The 16304-nt window shown below is 68.3% G+C and carries 6 protein-coding genes and 1 pseudogene; 1 reads left to right on the plus strand and 6 read right to left on the minus strand.

The genetic code is table 11. The features are described 5' to 3' along the window. Positions 1–51: 51 nt before the first annotated feature. The 5 genes from GUY61_RS21310 to GUY61_RS21330 all read right to left on the minus strand — a co-directional run bounded on the left by GUY61_RS21310 (position 52) and on the right by GUY61_RS21330 (position 12925). Entirely contained in the window at positions 52–189 is a 138-nt protein-coding gene (locus tag GUY61_RS21310; RefSeq protein WP_166631823.1) for a hypothetical protein, read from the minus strand. Positions 190–301: 112 nt separating this feature from the next. Beyond that, positions 302–733 carry an SRPBCC domain-containing protein gene (locus GUY61_RS21315; protein ID WP_166631824.1) on the minus strand — a complete coding sequence of 144 codons (432 nt, stop codon included), beginning with the start codon at positions 731–733 and terminating at the stop codon, positions 302–304. A gap of 398 nt (positions 734–1131) precedes the next feature. Continuing rightward, entirely contained in the window at positions 1132–1590 is a 459-nt protein-coding gene (locus GUY61_RS21320; protein ID WP_166631825.1) for a hypothetical protein, read from the minus strand. After that, on the minus strand, positions 1580–8461 hold the full coding sequence (locus GUY61_RS21325) for a polymorphic toxin-type HINT domain-containing protein (RefSeq protein ID WP_243766630.1): 6882 nt from the start codon (positions 8459–8461) through the stop codon (positions 1580–1582). The genes GUY61_RS21320 and GUY61_RS21325 overlap by 11 nt, the downstream gene beginning before the upstream one ends. A gap of 240 nt (positions 8462–8701) precedes the next feature. Next, positions 8702–12925: a LamG-like jellyroll fold domain-containing protein gene (locus GUY61_RS21330; RefSeq protein ID WP_166631828.1), complete on the minus strand. Its 4224-nt coding sequence runs from the start codon at positions 12923–12925 to the stop codon at positions 8702–8704. A 1090-nt stretch (positions 12926–14015) separates the two neighbouring features. On the opposite strand from GUY61_RS21330, the gene GUY61_RS21335 reads away from it, so the two are divergent. Further along, positions 14016–15770, plus strand: coding sequence for a stealth family protein (locus GUY61_RS21335; RefSeq protein ID WP_166631827.1), 1755 nt, complete (start codon positions 14016–14018; stop codon positions 15768–15770). Between the two features lie 66 nt (positions 15771–15836). Here the strand turns inward: GUY61_RS21335 and GUY61_RS21340 are convergent. Beyond that, a pseudogene (locus GUY61_RS21340) lies at positions 15837–16304 on the minus strand (sugar hydrolase); the annotation flags it as partial.

A 16304-nucleotide genomic window follows, 5' to 3' on the forward strand; every position in this document is an offset into this window, starting at 1 on the left:
CGCTCACGCCGCCCCGCGGCGGCGTGAGCGGGGGCGCGGCGCCGCCCGCCCTCAGCGGCCCGGAAACGCGGCGACGCTTTCGGCCCCCCGTCTGTTTCCGTCGACGTCCCCCGCCTCTCGGGGCCACTCCTCGCCGAGGATGCGCAATCCGTGCCGGCCCTCGAAGTACTCGTAGTCCTTGAGGTCCAAGTGATCAGCGTCGGCCGGGCCCGGCGCCCGCGTCACCCCTTGGCCCTGGCCCCACAACGGCCCGGACGGCCGAGCCGTCCGGGCCGTGGGCGAGTTGTCCGCGTGCCCCCGTTCACGCCCGCAGGAACGCGGCGAGGCCGTCGAGCAGCATGCCGGTGCCCGCCTCCGCCTGGTCGCGCTCGGCGGCGGTCCCGCAGGTCTGGCTCACCTCGATCGCGGCACCGTCCCCCTTCGCGGCGAGGGTCACAGTCATCACCGCCTGCTCGGGGCTCCCGGGCATGTCCATCCCGATCACCAGCCGCTCCCCCTCCACCACGTCGACGTAGGACCCGGTGAGCGGGAACTCCATGCCGTCCGGGGTGGCCATGGCGGCCTTCCACTTCCCGCCCTCGCGAACGTCCATCTCCACGGACCCCTCGACGGCCCCGGCCCACTGCGCGTACTGCTCGGGCTTCGTCCACGCGTCCCACACGGCGGCGACCGGTACGTCGAAGCCTCGGGCGGCGGTGTAGGAGTAACCGGTCCCGGTGGTGTTCGTGCTCATCGTGATCTCCTCAAGTCTCTCTGGAACACCCCCCGTTGGGATGTCACCGTATTGACGACGCGGGGCCTCGGAACTCACCGGCGAACATATGTGACCTGCATCACACTGTTCGCTGACCAACGCGCCCCTGCCCCCGATCACCTGGACCGAGCCGACCACCCCACGGTGGACACCCCGAGGGGACCCTCGGCGGCCGCCATGCGTGGGACCTGCGGACGCAGATCAGCACCATGCACCGCACTGGGTGCTCCCCACCGGCAACGAGGTACGGGACGAGATCTGCATGCGCGTCCCTCGGGGGAGGGACGGCTTCGTCACACGTGCTCCGCCATGACGGCTCGGCCCCCGCTCCGTAGTCGTACGGAACGGGGGCCGAGCTGGGGTGTCGCCGGGATGCGTCAGACGGTGTTCGGCGGGAATCCGTAATGAGCGCCGCCACGGATGAAGACGCGCCATGCCTCCATCGCACCGGAGCAGTCGGGGAACGCAACGAGCCGGAACGCGGGCGCCCAGGTCACGGTGAGTTCGCCCGCCTCGCCGACGGCCACGTTACCGACGGTGGGCCGGAGTTCGCCGAGGATCGCGGTGAGCTTGGCGGCTTGGGCATCGTAGATCATGCGGAAATCGTCGAAGGCCGTTGCTCCCGCGCCCTTCTGCGCGTACCGCATGTCCGCGGACCCCAGGAGGATCTTCCCGTGCCGCACGATCCGGAACGGACATTGCATATGGACCATCGCCGTCTCCCCATGAGGGCCGTCGAACTCAACGACGCCCATGTCCACTGCTCTGCCGATGGAGCGGACGACCGTGCCCGTCAGGATCCGGGTGATCTCGTCCTGCTGAATCTCAGCAGCCACCGAACAACCCCCTGCCTTCCTCGATGATGCGATGGTAGCCGTACCCCTGGCCGCTGACTCTGTCGTGCAGTATGCGTCGCTCCGCCGGGGTGACCTGGCGGCCGAGTTCGCGTTCGATCTTCTTCAGGGCATCGTTGAACTCCTTGTTCTCGGCCTGGTTGCCGCGCGGTGCGTGATAGCCGTCATCGTCTAGGTCGCCGGAGTCCCACTCCATCTCCTCCAGACCCTTTTCCCAGTCGAACCCGCCGTCGTCGTTGTGGACGAGTAGCGGAGTCGTACCGGCGACGACGTAGTAGGTGTGAACGTCGTCGATGGTGAGGTCGTGCGTGCGCTGCAGCTTGCGGTACTCGTGGGTCTTCTCGATCTGGACCGTGCCGCCGTCGACCGTGCGCAGCGTCATGCCCGGCTCAAGGTCACCGGCGTCGACCCAGGTGCCTTCGGAGGGGGACCAGAACGGGTGCGTCGTCGTGGAGGTCAGCGAGTCCGTACCATCCGACCCCTTCTTGGAGACCGTGAGGTCGACGAAGTGCTTGTCGTCCTCGGTGACGATCGTGGCAACGACGGTCCGCGTCGTGGTCAGGCCGCTCTCCGGGTCGGTGACCACAATCTCGTCGCCGATGCGGACGTCCTCGATGGGTTTGGTGGACCCGTCGGACATCACGACGTGCGTGCCCGGGGTGAAGCTGTGCCGGCCACCCCCTACAAGGCACTGGACGGGCACGGAGTCGGTCTTCTTGAGGGCCGCCTTGAACCCCTTGAAGACGACCTTGGCGCCCTTGCCGAGCAGTCCGGTGCCCACGGCTATGCCCGCGTCGATCGCTGCGGCCTTGCAGGCGCTGCCGGAACCCTGGGCGCAGCCGACGTAGTCGTCGATGCCCAGTACCTCGAGGATTCCCGGACCGTTCTGGTCGCCGAACCAGCCGAGCTTGCCCGCTGCTGTGCAGAACTCCGACCCCATGGCCTGCAGGCCCGTGCACCGGGCCCGCGCCCAGTTCTGCAGGTTGTGCTGGTAGTCCAGGTTCTCGTGGTAGTAAGGGAAGTTCTCGGCGAGTTCCGCCTGGGTCGGTATGTAGGTGCCCTGGATGGTGATCGAGTCACCCCTGGGCTTGATGATGATCGGCTTCTTGCCGTAGGTGCCGTTCCTCCTCGCCTCCTCCGACATCTTGACCGCGGTGTCGTAGCAGGACTGCGTCCGCTGGCAGTTGTTGGATGTGCCGTCGATGACTCCGTCGGTGTCGCCTTCGACGCCCGCGCAGATACCGTCCGCTCCGCCGCCGGGCGCGCCGTGGATGCAGCCCAGACCGTCGGGGTCGCTGAAGGTCAACGGGCTGTTGTTGCTGTAGGCGTAGGCGTTGAGTGCCTGCGGGTCACCCGGGGTGAGCAGCGGATCGACCGATATGAACCGGCCGGTCGCCGGGTCGTATTCACGTGCGCCCAGGTGCTGCAGCCCCGTGGACTCGGTGTCGTCGACGCCGCCGACGAAGCCCTGCACACCGGGCCAGCTGCTCGGCTTGGTGCCCCGGATTCCGCCGAAGGGAAGCGTGCGGCGCTGCGTCAGCTGCTGGTCCGCCGCCTTGACCGCCAGCTGTCCCGACCCCTGGTGGTCGGCGATGGTGAAGGAGACCGAGCCGTCGTTGTCGATCACGGCCTGGTGTCCGCCGCCGAGGTCCAGGGTGCGGGTGGCCTTGGCGGTGGTGCTGCCCTTGGCCACGGTGACCCGTGTGGCGCCGAGGTAGAGCGTGTTCTCCTTCGCCGTGCGGGCGATGAGCCGGTTGCCGGCGGCGTCGTAGACGTATTCGGTGACGTCGTCCGGCTTGCCCTCGACCGGCTTGGTCACCTTGGCCAGGTGGCCTTCGGCGTCCCAGTCGAGTTTCTGGGTCGTGCCCGCGATGGTGCGTGTGTCGGTGTTGCCGACCACGTCGTAGCCGTAGGAGTCCTGCGCGGTGCCGCCCGGCCCGGTCTGGGTCACGGTGTTCACGCCGTGCGGGCGCGGTGCGCCCGGCTCGGGGTAGTCGTAGGTGCGTACGGTGTTCTTCCCCGTGTCACCGGTGGTGTCGTGCAGGGTTTCGGTGCGCCGGTTGCCCACCTTGTCGTAAGTGTAGGAATGCCAGTAGGGCGCGGGGCCGCCAACAGTCTGCCCGCTGGGGGCCGTGGCACAAGTGCTGGTGGACTGGGTCCAGGCCGTTGTCATCCGGCGCAGATAGTCGTAATCGAAGCACTGGGTGTCGGTGCCGGAGCGGGAGACGTCCGAGACGGACAGGATGTTGCCCATCTGGTCGTAGCCGTAGGTGTTGTGCCGGTCGACGCCCGACACGTCCTGACGGTCCACCCGAGAGGTGGCCAGGCGCTGCGTGCCCCACTGGTAGGTGTTGGTCACCCAGGTCTTCTTGCCGCCGTTGTTGGAGAGCTCGTGCTGCAGCGGCTTGCCGGTGAGGCTGTAGCTGGTGGTGGCGTCGATCCCCTGGTTGCCGCTGAGGGCGATAGGCCGCTGGGTCTGGTCCTCGTAGGTGAACGCCACCGTGGTGGCGGGCAGGGCGCCGGCGGCCGGGGATCCGGTCGTGCGCACCGAGCCGTCCACGTTGTAGGCGGTGGCCGACAGATATGTGCCGGCGAGCGCTCCCTCGCTCGCGGGGATCGTCACGGTCGAGCGCAGCACGCGATACAGCCGGTCGTATGCGACGACCTTGTTGGTGTACGCGTTGGAGCCGACGTAGCGGGTGGACTCGGCCAGCTGGCCCTTCGCGCCGCTGATGGTGTCGTAGACCCACGTGGCGCGCAGGGTCCCGGTGGCGCTGTTCTCCCGCAGCTCGGTTTGCCGGCCGAGCCCGTCGTGGACGTAGTAGAGGTCGGTGTCCCGGTCGTCGGAAACGGACAGGACCTGGCCGCGGTCGTCGTACGTGGTGGAGCTGGAGCCCTTGTCCGGGTCGACGGCCGACTTGAGGTTGCCGAACAGGTCGTAGGTGTAGCTCCAGACGTTGCCCGCCGGGTCGGTCAACTTCTCCAGCTCGCCACGCGGGGTATAGGCGTAGCGAGTGGTGTCGTACGCGGCGTCCGCAGACCGGGTGTGGTGCTGACGCAGCTCCGTGGTCTGTCCGCGGGCACCGGTGACGGTGGTTGTGGCGGTGCCGCCCTCCGGGGGGATGACCGTGGTGCGGTCGCCGCCGTACGTGGTGCGGGTGGTGCCGAGCACCGTACCGCCGTCGCCGTTGCCCGCAATCTGCTCGGTCACGGTCGGGCGGCCCATGCCGTCGTACGTGGTGCGGGTCTGGGTCTCGACCGAGAGCGCGTCCGCGGGCTTGAACAAGGTCCGTGAGGGCGCGCCCGTGGCGTAGTAGGTCTCGAAGGATTTTGCCTTCAGACCGCGCTCGTCGTAGAAGATGTCGGAGAGCAGTCGTCCTCCGTCGGGCCCCGGAGTCTGGGACTGGCGCTGGCGCAGGAACCCGTCGTAGATGCTGTACGCGGTGACCTGGCTGCCGTTGGTGCCGAGCGCCTTCGTGGAGACGGCGACCGGCTGTCCGTCCGTGATCAGGTAGTCGAACTCGTAGCTGGGCGACAGCGTGGTCTGCCGGTCGGCGAGCCAGACCTTCGAGGACCGGCCGAGCGCGTCGTAGGTGAGGGTCGTGACCTTCCCGTTGGCGTCGGTCTGGGTCAGCGGAAGCCCGCGGAGCGCATCGTGGGTGACGAAGCTGCTCAGTGCGGTGGTGGCGTCACCGGCTTTGGCCGGCGGCGTGGTCGTCGTCGTCTTGGTGACGAATCCGGTGGCCGGGGTGCGGTCCGTGGTGGTGGTCCGCCCGTCGGTACGCGCGGTCCGCACCGGCGCGGCGGTGCCCGTCACCGTGACGTTCGCCGTCAGGTCGGTGCTGGTGAGCACCCGGCCGTAGGAGTCGAAGGTGGCACCGGACTCCAGGTAGGTGGCCGTGGTGCCGTCGTGCTTCTTCAGCAGGGCCGTGGCCGTGACGTCGCCCTTGGTCGGGGCCGCGTCGTAGGCGCCGCCGTCGTAGGCGGAGCGGACGTCGGAGATGACGTCCTTCGAACGGTCGACGGGGTCGGCGCAGGCCTTCGCGACCGTCTCGACCCGTGCGGGCAGCTTCAGGATGTTGACGGTGTCGTTGGTGGCGTAGGTGGTGCGGGTGCAGCGGTTGTCCGCCGCGGTGGAGTTGTCCCCGAAGTCGTCGACCTCGGTGACCCGTCCGGCCACGGTGTCGAAGGTGGTGGAGCTGGAGGTGGTCCGCCAGGACGCTCCCGCCCCGTCGTCCAGGGACGTCCACGACTTGGTGTGCCCGATGCCGGTGAAGTTGGCGGTGACCGTGCCCCAGTCGCGGGTCTTCTTCGCGGTCTGGTGGTGCCAGGGGCGGTTCACGGTCTTGGCGAGGATCTTGCCGCCGTTGCCCGAGTAGCTGACCGTCTTGTAGGCGGTGCCGGCGAAGGCCTCGTGGTCGGTGATCGGGTCGCCCTCGTCCGTGCCGAGGGCGACGCTGACGTTCTTGGTGCCGCCGGTCGGCGACTCGCGGTCGCCGTCCATGCCGCGCAGGAAGTACGAGTCGGTCTGCGACTTCATGGCCGCGTCGCCGCCCTGGCCGCCGGTCTTGACCCGCACGTGCCCGTACCCGCGCCACTGGGACCAGGTCTTGGACTTCTCCTTGGTCAGGCCGTCGTCATCGTCGTAGTGCCACGCGGCTGGGCCCATGTACTCGTACGCGGTGACCTGGTCGGGTGCCCCTCCGGTGCGGTCGGTCGCGGTGACGGACTTGACGACGTACTTGTTGAACCACTGGCGCTCGGGGTCTTCCGTGGCAGAGCCGCCGAGGTACTGCGGGAAGCAGCGCGTGGTGTTGGTCTGCGGGGTGGGCAGCGCGGCCCAGTCGCAGTCGGGGGCCGAGTAGTTGACGTCTGTCTGGCCGCCGTACTCGTCGGCGATCGTGGACAGCCGGGACTTGATGAACGGTGCGAAGCCGTCACCGGTCTTGTCGAGGCGGTTCTCCAGCTGGGTGTATCCGAAGGTCGTCTTCGGCAGCGTGATCGCGGGCGTGGCGGTGTGGCCCGTGTGCTGGACCGAGTCGAGGAGCAGCTGGTAGTCGATGTCCGCCATGCCCCAGCGGTGGGTCAGCTTCCAGGAGTCGACCTTCTGGTAGGCGCCCGTGGCGTCGAGGACCTGCGTGGTCACGTCGGTGAGGCGCTTGCGCGTCCAGAACGTGGGTGAGAGGCGGCCCTGGTCGCAGTCGGTGCCCTGGTCGCAGTTGAGGTCCCAAGGAGTGTCGTACCAGTACGCCGAGTCCGTGGAGATGGACGAGCACGTGGTCTGGGCGTTCGGCAGGCAGCGCTCGGCGTTGGTGAAGGCGACCTTCGCGAGGGCCTTCGTTCCGTACATCGACGACGACTTGAGGCCGTACTGGATCTCGTCCAAGTGGCCGCCGCGGGTGTAGCGGGTGTCGTCGGCCGCCTTCAGGTTGCGGCCGTAGGAGTTCTTCTCCGGGGTGTAGTAGTAGGCGATCGCGTTGCCGCGCGGGTCCACGACGTAGTCGAGGTTCCAGCGCCAGGCCTGCTGGCACCAGGAGTCGGCGAAGGTACCCGCGTGGCACGGCTCGCCCGTGTCGTCACCGAAGACGGGGGCGGTCCAGGCGGAGTCCGTGGTCTTCTTGCCCTCGGCCCAGCCGGGCAGCCGGTTGTAGCCGAAGTAGTAGCGCACGCCGTCGGGGTCGGTGAGCCGCCAGTACTCGCCGTTGTCGTCGCCGTTCCCGCGGTTGGTGGACGTCAGTCGCGCGATTCGGGTGCCGTCGTCCTGACGGAGCTTGAATTGGTCGGCGCCGTCGGGCACGAGCTCGCCGCCCTTGCCGTTGAAGCTGATGAAGGCGTTGTCGTAGCCCCAGCAGGAGTCACCCGGCTTCATGCCGTCGCTGTTCTCGACCCCGTCGTCGGCACACGACTTGTAGCGGCGCTCGATGTAGCCCGGCCACATGTCGAAGCCGCTGCCGATCCAGGAGGACTGGTTGTTGGTCTCGCTGGTCCGGCCGTCGACCGATCCGGAGGAATAGCCGAGGCCGATGCTGGGCTTCAGTCCGCCGGGCACCTCGGGAACACCCATGTCGTAGGACCAGGCGAAGTCACCGGTGTTGAGATTGGTCTGCCAGGTCGCGGACGGGGCGAGCGTGGTGGCCTTGTAGTCGCCGGTGGCCGCGGTGTCGCCCGCCACTGCGGCGAGCACTGTCGGCTGTGCGGCGCTGAGCCGCACGGACGGGGCGGTGAGAGTGCTGCCTTCCGTGTCGTTCACGGTCTCGACCGGTGTCCGGGTGCGGCACTTGGCCAGCTCCGGTGTCTTCAGGACACAGGCGGGGAGTTCCATCAGCGTGAGCCGGGCGCCGTAACCGCCGCCGTACGCCTGCGCGACCTCGCGGTAGTCGACGCGCACTCGGGCGGCGCCGTCGGTGAACTTCGTCCGCTCGGGGGCGAACGTCACGAGCAGTCCGTCGATCTCGGCCCGCCGGGTCTGCTTGCGCCCCACCAGCCGGACCTTCACGGGACCGGCGGCGGCCTTGCGCGCCTTGGCCGCACGGGCCGAGGAGGCCGCCGCGGGCTGTCCGACGGAGACCGGTAGTTCCCCGGCCTTCACCGGAGCCGCGGCCTTACCGGCCTTCCCCCCCGCCGGTGTCCCGCCCAGCGTCACCCGCCCGGTTCCGCCCGCGGGCCACTCGGCCCTGGGCTCGGTTCTCGGTGTGCGCGGTCCGCGCTCCACCGTACGGGGCTTCGACTTCGTGACCGCGGAACCGGCCACGGGCCGTTCCGCCTTCGGCAGAGCCGGCCGGCCCCGCCCGTCGTCCGCCACGGCTCCCGCGTACTCGGGGGCGGTGACCCCCTGCAGCAACGTGGCGATCATGACGACTCCGGAAGCCAGTGCGGTCTTCCGTCTCCACCGGGCCGCCCGGCCCGGTTGTGCCGTATCCCTCATCGTTCCCCTCGGATTCGCCCGCGCACCGGCCGCACGGGATCGGCCCGTGCGGCTCCGGGGTGCGCAGGTCTCGTGTGAAAGTCAGGGCGGCCCGGGACCGTGCAGGAGCCGGGCCGCAACACGGTGCCGGCCCGTGCGCCGATGGCGACGGGCCGGCACCGCTCCCGGTCAGTCCGTGCCCGGTACCTCGGTGGCGACTCCAGGCATGCCCAGGGACAGATGGGCGATCTGCGACTCGCTCAGCGCGCCCTGGAAGACCCACACGTCGTCGACGGCGCCGGGCCAGTACTCGCCCCAGGCCCCGGCCGTCCTGGCCCGGCCGATCTGCAGTCCGCCCGTGGCCTTGTACGACAGCACGTTCTCGGCCCAGGACAACCGGTCGGCGCAGGTGGTGTCGTCGGACTCGCCGTCGCCGTCCGCGTCCGCGCAGGCGACCTCCTCCAGCTGCCCGTTCACATAGAGCTGGGCCTCCTTGGTGAAGCCGTCGTACACGAGCGCCAGATGGTTCCAGTCCCGCGCGTCGTAGAACTGCTGGTTCTCTACGCGTACGACGGTGGCCGCCGCGTCGGAGTCCGGCATCGAGATCTGCCAGCGCCCGGCACCCGCGTCACCTGCCGCCGCCGGCACGTACCGGATCGCGAAGGCGCTGTTGGAGGCGCCCGGTGCGCTCAGGACGGCCGCGCTGTCCGCCGGAACACCGGCGGACTGGGCCCAGCCCATCACCGTGAAGCTGGCACCCGTATCGATGGTGGACGCGGTGGTCGCGGCGTAGTCGTCGACGCCGTCCAGTTCCAGGGCGCCGTCGTCGACCCAGCCGAATCCGGTCTTCGCACCGCCGCCCAGAGTCAGCGCCCGGTCCTCGGCGGAAGCATCCGGGCTGGTGGCAGGAGTGCCGGTGGTTGCCTCGTCCAGCAGCCAGCGGCCCTTGACCAGCGGCCGCTGCCTGAACATCTGCCGGACTTCGTCGGCGGACACCGGGCGGCTCAGCAGCCGTACGTCGTCGATCGTGCCCGGGAAGTAGCTGTCGAGCGCGCCGCTGTAGGAGCCCGCGCCGATGTACATCGACTGTCCGGCGTAGAAGGAACCCTCCAGGGTGCTCGAGCCTGCATAGGCGCCGTTCACATACAGGGTCAGCGTGTCGGCGACCGTGTCGTGCACGCCGACAAGATGCACCCACTCCCCGGCCCGCGCGACCGTACCGGTCGGCTGCAGCGCACGTACCGGTACAGCGGTCGGGCTGTCGGCCGAGTACTGGTTGAAGGCCCACCGGTCGTAAGCGGCCGAGTAGTACAGCTCGAAACCGGGGCTGTGCTCGCCCGCCTGGGCAGCGATGATCGCGGCGTGGTCCGGCTTGTTGTCGAGCTTCGCCCACGCCGACACCGTGAAGCTGCGGTAGGTGTTGATATGCGCACCGCTGCTCTGACCGATCTTCGCGTGGCCGGTGGTCCCGTTGAAGCGTGCGGCCTTTCCGGCGATGCCCGGCACACCGGTGGTCACGCCGCCGTTGTACTTCGCCGGTAGTACGCCGCCCCGGCCGGTGATCTCCGTCGAGCCGACGGGCTCGTCGAGCGGGAAGATCGCGGTGGCGGGCCGTCCCGGGTCGCCCACTGCCTCGTGGTTGCGGAGCTTGGTGACCTCGCCTGCCGTCAACGGCTTGTCGAACAGCTGCAGTTCGTCAATAGCGCCCGGGAAGAAACTGGCGGGCGCGCCACTGTAGGAGCCCGCGCCGATCTGCAGTCCCCGGCGGGCCTCCCACGGGGTGCTGTAGGCGGTCTGTCCGGCCAGCTGGCCGTTGACGTACAACTGGAGGATGTCATCGCTGGCCGAGTACGTGCCGACCAGATGCGTCCACGTCCCTGCCGTCACCCCGCCGGGCTGCGGCGCCATGGCGCGCACGATCGAGGCATCCGCGGTGTCGGACGCGTACTGGTTGAACACCCATCGGTCGTAGTGCTTGGAGTAGTACAGCTCGAAGCCCGGTGAGTGGTTGCCGGGCTGGGTTGCGATGATGGCGGCACCGGTGGGCATCTGCGACAGCTTCGCCCAGGCGGAGACGGCGAAGCCGCCGCTGGTGTCGACGACCGGAATGTCCGTCGCCGCGTATCCGTCCGTTCCGTTGAATTCGAGGGCTGTGCCCTTGGCACCCGTGCCCCCGGCCGTCACCCCGCCGTTGAGAACGGCCGTGCGCGGCGGGGTCGAGCCTGCGGCCTGAGCCGCTCCGGCCGCTTCATCGAGTTGCCAGGTCGCACGGTCGGGCTGCCCGGCCTTGACCCGGAACTGATAGGTGCGGATCTCGCTGCCGTTGCCGGCCGAATCGAACGCCTGGGCTGTAACGAAGTTGAGCCCGGGCTTGGTGGGCAGTACATCGGCCGTCTTCAGGGCACCCGACGTGGTGGTGAGGGTGTTCTTCGAGGTCGGATCGCCGTTGATGCCGAACCAGTACTTGACCACATCGGTGTCGGCGGCCTTGATGTCGAAGAAGCCGTACTTGCCGACGCCGTCGAACCACGGGTCCTCGGGGTTGTCCGGGTTGGACGCCGGGTACTCGCCCGACACGATCGTCGGGGCCCTGGGCACCTTGGTGTCGTACACGAAGTAACAGCCCGTGGGATCACCGGTGTACGACCACGGCGAGTACTGCCCGCCGTCGTGCGACCGCGCGTACCAGTGGACCGTCTTGTTCTCGGTGACCGAAGGCATCGTGATGGAGAAGTCCGAGCCGGACTTCTTGTACGAAGTCAGCGGAGGCTTCCAGCGGGTGATCAGCCCCTTGCCGTCGCCCGAGTCCCACTTGGCCTGGAACTGCACGGCGACGGTGTCGCCATCGGGGTCGGTGACGTTGTTCGCGTAGATCTTGCCCAGGGTGCGGACGCGAGCCGGGGAGGAAGACTTCTTGCAGGTGCCGCCGTACTCCATGGTCAGCTGCGACATCTTCAGCTGCGCCGGCGGACGGTTGTACTTCACTCGCAGGAAGGCATCGTCCGAGAAGCGCTTCCAGCCGTACGCGTCCGTCTCGCTGGACGCCTGCAGGCCGAAGGTCATGGTCGACCACTTGCCGTTCGCTGCCTGCTGGACCGCGGAGCGCACGTCGAACTCGGCGTCCTTGGCGGAGCAGCCGTCGTAGCCGTACGCGAAGCTCTCCGTCTTGAGGTGGTCGATCCAGAAATCCGAGTTGTCCTGCGAGTTCCAGGTGGTCGACGAGCTGATGCCTCTGGTGCGCCACAGCTGCACGCCGCGGGCCGAGCAGGAGGCCGACCAGGTGTTGCGTACGACGAACTCTGCGGACAGGATGTCCCGGCCTGCGAACTTGGAAACGGGGATACGGTAGAAGACCCGCTTTGTGTCGTATGGCTGGCAGTAGGCCCAGCCGCAGTAACCCACGCCGGCGGTGGATTCGCCGTTGAACTTCCACTGCGGCGATGACGCCCAGTACTTCGACACCATCGTCCATGCGGAGGTCTTGGGCGAGTACCACTGCGGGTCGATGAAGACGGGGTACTGCGTGTTGGAACCCTTCAGCACGCCGGCGTCCGGCTTGAGTACCAACTCGTTCCCCTTGGCCGGCAGTTCCACGCCGACCGGCGCGAGCTTGCCGGACTCACCGGCACCGGGCTCGCCCTCCTTGCCCGCTCCGTCGCGGAAGCCTGCCACCGCGCTGTTCCCGGCCGTTCCGGCGGCCTTGGCCGCACTGGCCGCGCTCTTGCCGGGGCTGGAGTCCCACATGACCGGCTTGGGAGCCTCGAACACCGTGCTCCCGGCACCCTCGTCGACCGCTTCCAGGCCGCCGGACGCCGTCTCGCGTACGTTCATCCCCTGAGCGGACAGCTTCAGACGCAGCTCGGTGAGCTCGGGACTGGCCGCCGCCCCGGCCGACTTCACCACGAGCAGCTGGGTGAAGCCGTCCTCCTGTGCCCCCATACGCAGATCCACGTCCGGCAGGACGTTCCGGTACGTCGCGGTGTCCCCGTCGAGTTCCGGAGCCGGGAGCTTCGTCGGCCACGACAGAGCGAGTTCCCGTCCGGCGCGCTCCATGCGCACCAAGGGCTCGTCCCCACCGCCGGAGAACTCCAGGCGTACCGTGGCCGCCCTGGGCGCGACCGTTCCGTCGGCACGCTTCGCCAGGCCGGTGTCGATCGGCTTCCATTCACCGCCTACACGCGCGCGTACGGGACGCAGATGCTCCCGCGCTTCGAGTTTGCCGTCCGGTGTCGCGTACACCTCGCTGCTCTCGCCCCGCAGTGACGCGATCTCCACATTCGTGCCGCTCCGCTTGGCCCTTTCCAGCGCCTCGGCCTCGGACAACGTGTCGGCGTCCGAGGCCTCTTCGACCGTCGGCGCCGGCGCTGAGGCCGGTCCGGCCGTTGCCACCACGGGCGCCAGACCGACGACCATGCCGACGCTCAGCGCCACGGACAGCGCACCCCCCACGAGGCGTCTTCGCGACTTGCCCCCTGTGTTCACAAACCCCACCTGTCATGAAGATTCGATGAAAGCAACAGATTCGGACGCTACCCAGGACGCAGGCTCATGATCCAGAGGGAATTTCGAGTGGACGCAGAACGAACTCGCATATATCGACACTCACTTCACACATGATCGCGTGGGCTTGACCACACCTCACGTCGAGCGGGCCGGAGAAACGCCACTCATCGAGGAGGCGTCGATTTCGCATGAGAGACATTCGCATGGTGAAATAACGCCCCTATCGCCCACTCTGCCGAGGATTGAGGGCAAATCAGGCAGCTCGGCTGCCCACCCTTGACACCGCGTCAGCAGAGCGTTCATAGTCCATTCACTCGGTGCACGCAGGTGGTCCCGGGTGCCTTCACATACCCAGGGCAAGTAAGCCCGGCAGGCAGGGGTCGAAAGGTACGAACCGTGCTTTGCCGACACGGATTGCCCAAGCAGCCGCCGGGCAAGGCGGATTCACGCCCGCGTACGGTCCCGCGACAGCATGCCGGACGCCCGCATGGTCGCGACCGGAAGGCAGAGGGGAAAGGCACCCTCAACGCAAAGCCCGATCGGGCAGGGAATCCCAATTATCCGCCGACGCAGGGCGCGGGAATTCCCGATCCGCCGACCGAATCCCAATGCCGCACGCCCACCCGGCACCGCGGCAGGATTTCAGCCGTTGGCCGAATCGAGACGGTCACCGTGAAGCAGGATTCTCAGCTCGCCCGGACCATTCACATCCGACCGCCCGTCGGCATTGCGATCGATACACAGGCGAACCGGACACCATGCGCCAAAATTCACCCATTCAGGCACATTGCTTTCGCCGATTCTCCCACATTGATCGCCAATGCGCCTCAATCACGGATACGCAGGGACATACACGTACGTCAGGGTCACCTCCAGAACCGGCGCAGTACCCTGGCACGCACCCGATCGGTGCGGAGACGCCACTGGTATCCGGCTGATTCACGGTGTGCCCGGTCACCTGGGCGCCCTGTCCCCCCGCACACAAGACCCAGGAAACCTGATGCCCTCCCTCCTCGAAACCACGGTTGAACGGCTCCTGCCCGCGAAGAAGCGGGCGCGCGAAGAGCGTGAAGAGCAGCGGCGCGTGGCGGAGGCCGAGGCCGCCGCGCGCAAGGAGGCCGAGCGGATCGCCTCTCGGCGCAGGGCCCTGCTCGCCGGGGACGAGGCGCTGGCCGAGATCACCCTGGACGGCCGCGTCTACTACGGGCGCCGCATCAGCTCCTTCGAGGACGCCGCTGCCCGCAACCTGTCCCTGGTGGCCGATGCACTGGAGAAGGCCGGCATCGAATACTTCCTGGTGCCGGGGCGCTCGCCGCTGCGCCACGTGGTCGGCGTCCGGCTGGAGGACCGCAAGGCGCTGCTGACGTCGCTGCGCGAGCTGTACCGCTCGACCGCGCTGTACGCCCTGAAGACCGGCAAGGACCTGCTGCCGGAGGACATCGCCCTGTACGCGGACGGCGCCCTGCCCACGGCGCTGAAGCGCAGGGACACCATCCGCTTCGGGGAGATCCTGCTCGGCCCCGGGGGGCAGTTGCTTGCCGATCTGGCATACGGCTGCGACGTGGAGTTCTGGCGTGAAGGCGTCTCCCTCATCGAGGACGGCGAAGAGGACCTGGCACCCGAGCGCAGGGTGGCACTGATGTACCAGGCGCCCCCGGTTGTGGTCGCCGACGCTCTGGTCGCACCACGCCCCAACGCGGTCAGCGACGTCCTGCCCGCCGCGGCGCGAATACCCGCCGAGCGTGAGATATCCGGCCGCTCCTACCCTTCCTACCAGGACTTCCTCGAGCCCCGCATCGACACCGTCGGCTTCCCCATCGATGTCGTCTACACCTGGGTCGACGGCGACGACCCCGCGCTCGCCGCCAAACGCGAGGCCTACCTCAACGGCAGCGCGGCCGCGTCCCGAATCCACGAGCGCGAGGTCGGCGCCTCCCGTTACGTCAGCCGCGACGAGCTCAAGTACTCCCTGCGCTCCCTGGAGATGTACGCGCCGTTCGTCCGGAACATCTACATCGTCACCGACGGCCAGACTCCCGACTGGCTGGACACCAAGGCCGACGGCGTGCGCGTCGTCGACCACAAAGAGATCTTCAGTGACCAGGACGCCCTTCCAGTCTTCAACTCACACGCCATCGAAACGCAGCTGCATCACATCGACGGCCTGTCCGAGCACTACCTGTACTTCAACGACGACGTCTTCCTCGGCCGACCCGTCACCGCCGGTCACTTCTTCCACGGCAACGGCATCGCCAAGCTCCCCTTCTCCACCCACCAGCTCGGTGTCGGCGACCCGCATCCCGACGAACCCGCCCCCAACTCCGCGGGGAAGAACATCCGCGAGCTCCTCCGGGAAGCCCACGGCCGGTTCACGGTCAACAAGTTCAAGCACGTCCCGCACCCGCAGATCCGGTCGGTGATGCATGAGATCGAGCAGCGGTACGCCGAGGACGTCCGGCGCACCAGCCGGTCCCGCTTCCGCGCCACCACCGATATCGCCATGGGTGCCTCGTTCCACCACCACCACGCCTATCTCACCGGCCGTGCCGTCGCCGGCTCCTTCCGGCTGCGCTACGTCGACATCGGCCACGCCGACGCCGCCGAGCGTCTGGGGGAGCTCAGGAACGCACGCAAGTACGACTTCTTCTGCCTCAACGACGTCAACGCGTCCGCCGAGGAGCAGGAACGCGTCGACGCCCGACTGCGCGACTTCCTGGACTCGTACTTCCCCTTCCCCAGCCGCTGGGAGCGCTGACGCGTCCGGGCGTCCCGGCCGGATGGGGGGTGAGCCGGCCGGGGCGCCCGGACGCAAACGGGTGGGTCACTTGTAGACGGCGAAGGCCCTGGTGAAGGCCAGCGGGGCCTGGAGGATCGAACTGCAGGTGGCGTCCGCGGAGTTCTTCGCGCCGCCCGGGCATTCCTTGTCGCGGGTCGAGGACCACATCGACAGCCAGGCGAGGTCCTTCTCCCCGGCGAAGTCCACGAGCTGCTTCGCGTCGTCCACCGTGAAGATCTCGGTGGTGACGTCGTTGACGCCGATCATCGGTGTGACCGCGACGGTCTTCCACGCCTCGGCGTCGGAGAGGCCGAGGATCCCCTTGAGCTGGGCATGAGTGGCGGTCGCCGCCTGGACGGCGTACTCGCCCATGTCACCGCTGTACGCCGGGCCGTAGTCCATCGCCATGATGTTGACCGCGCCGATGTCCACGCCGTTCTTCCCGGCGTCGGCGAGGAGGTCGACGCCGGGCCGGGTCAGGCCCTCCGGCATGACGGGGAGGGTGAAGGCTGT

The organism is Streptomyces sp. GC420 (assembly GCF_009916105.1).
Taxonomy (GTDB): Bacteria; Actinomycetota; Actinomycetes; order Streptomycetales; family Streptomycetaceae; genus Streptomyces.

What these genes read in the sequence shown, in the direction of transcription:
- GUY61_RS21335 (WP_166631827.1), top strand. Translation starts at nt 14,016, where the DNA reads ATGCCCTCCCTCCTCGAAACCACGGTTGAACGGCTCCTGCCCGCGAAG.
- GUY61_RS21330 (WP_166631828.1), bottom strand. Translation starts at nt 12,925, where the DNA reads ATGGTCGTCGGTCTGGCGCCCGTGGTGGCAACGGCCGGACCGGCCTCA.
- GUY61_RS21315 (WP_166631824.1), bottom strand. Translation starts at nt 733, where the DNA reads ATGAGCACGAACACCACCGGGACCGGTTACTCCTACACCGCCGCCCGA.
- GUY61_RS21325 (WP_243766630.1), bottom strand. Translation starts at nt 8,461, where the DNA reads ATGATCGCCACGTTGCTGCAGGGGGTCACCGCCCCCGAGTACGCGGGA.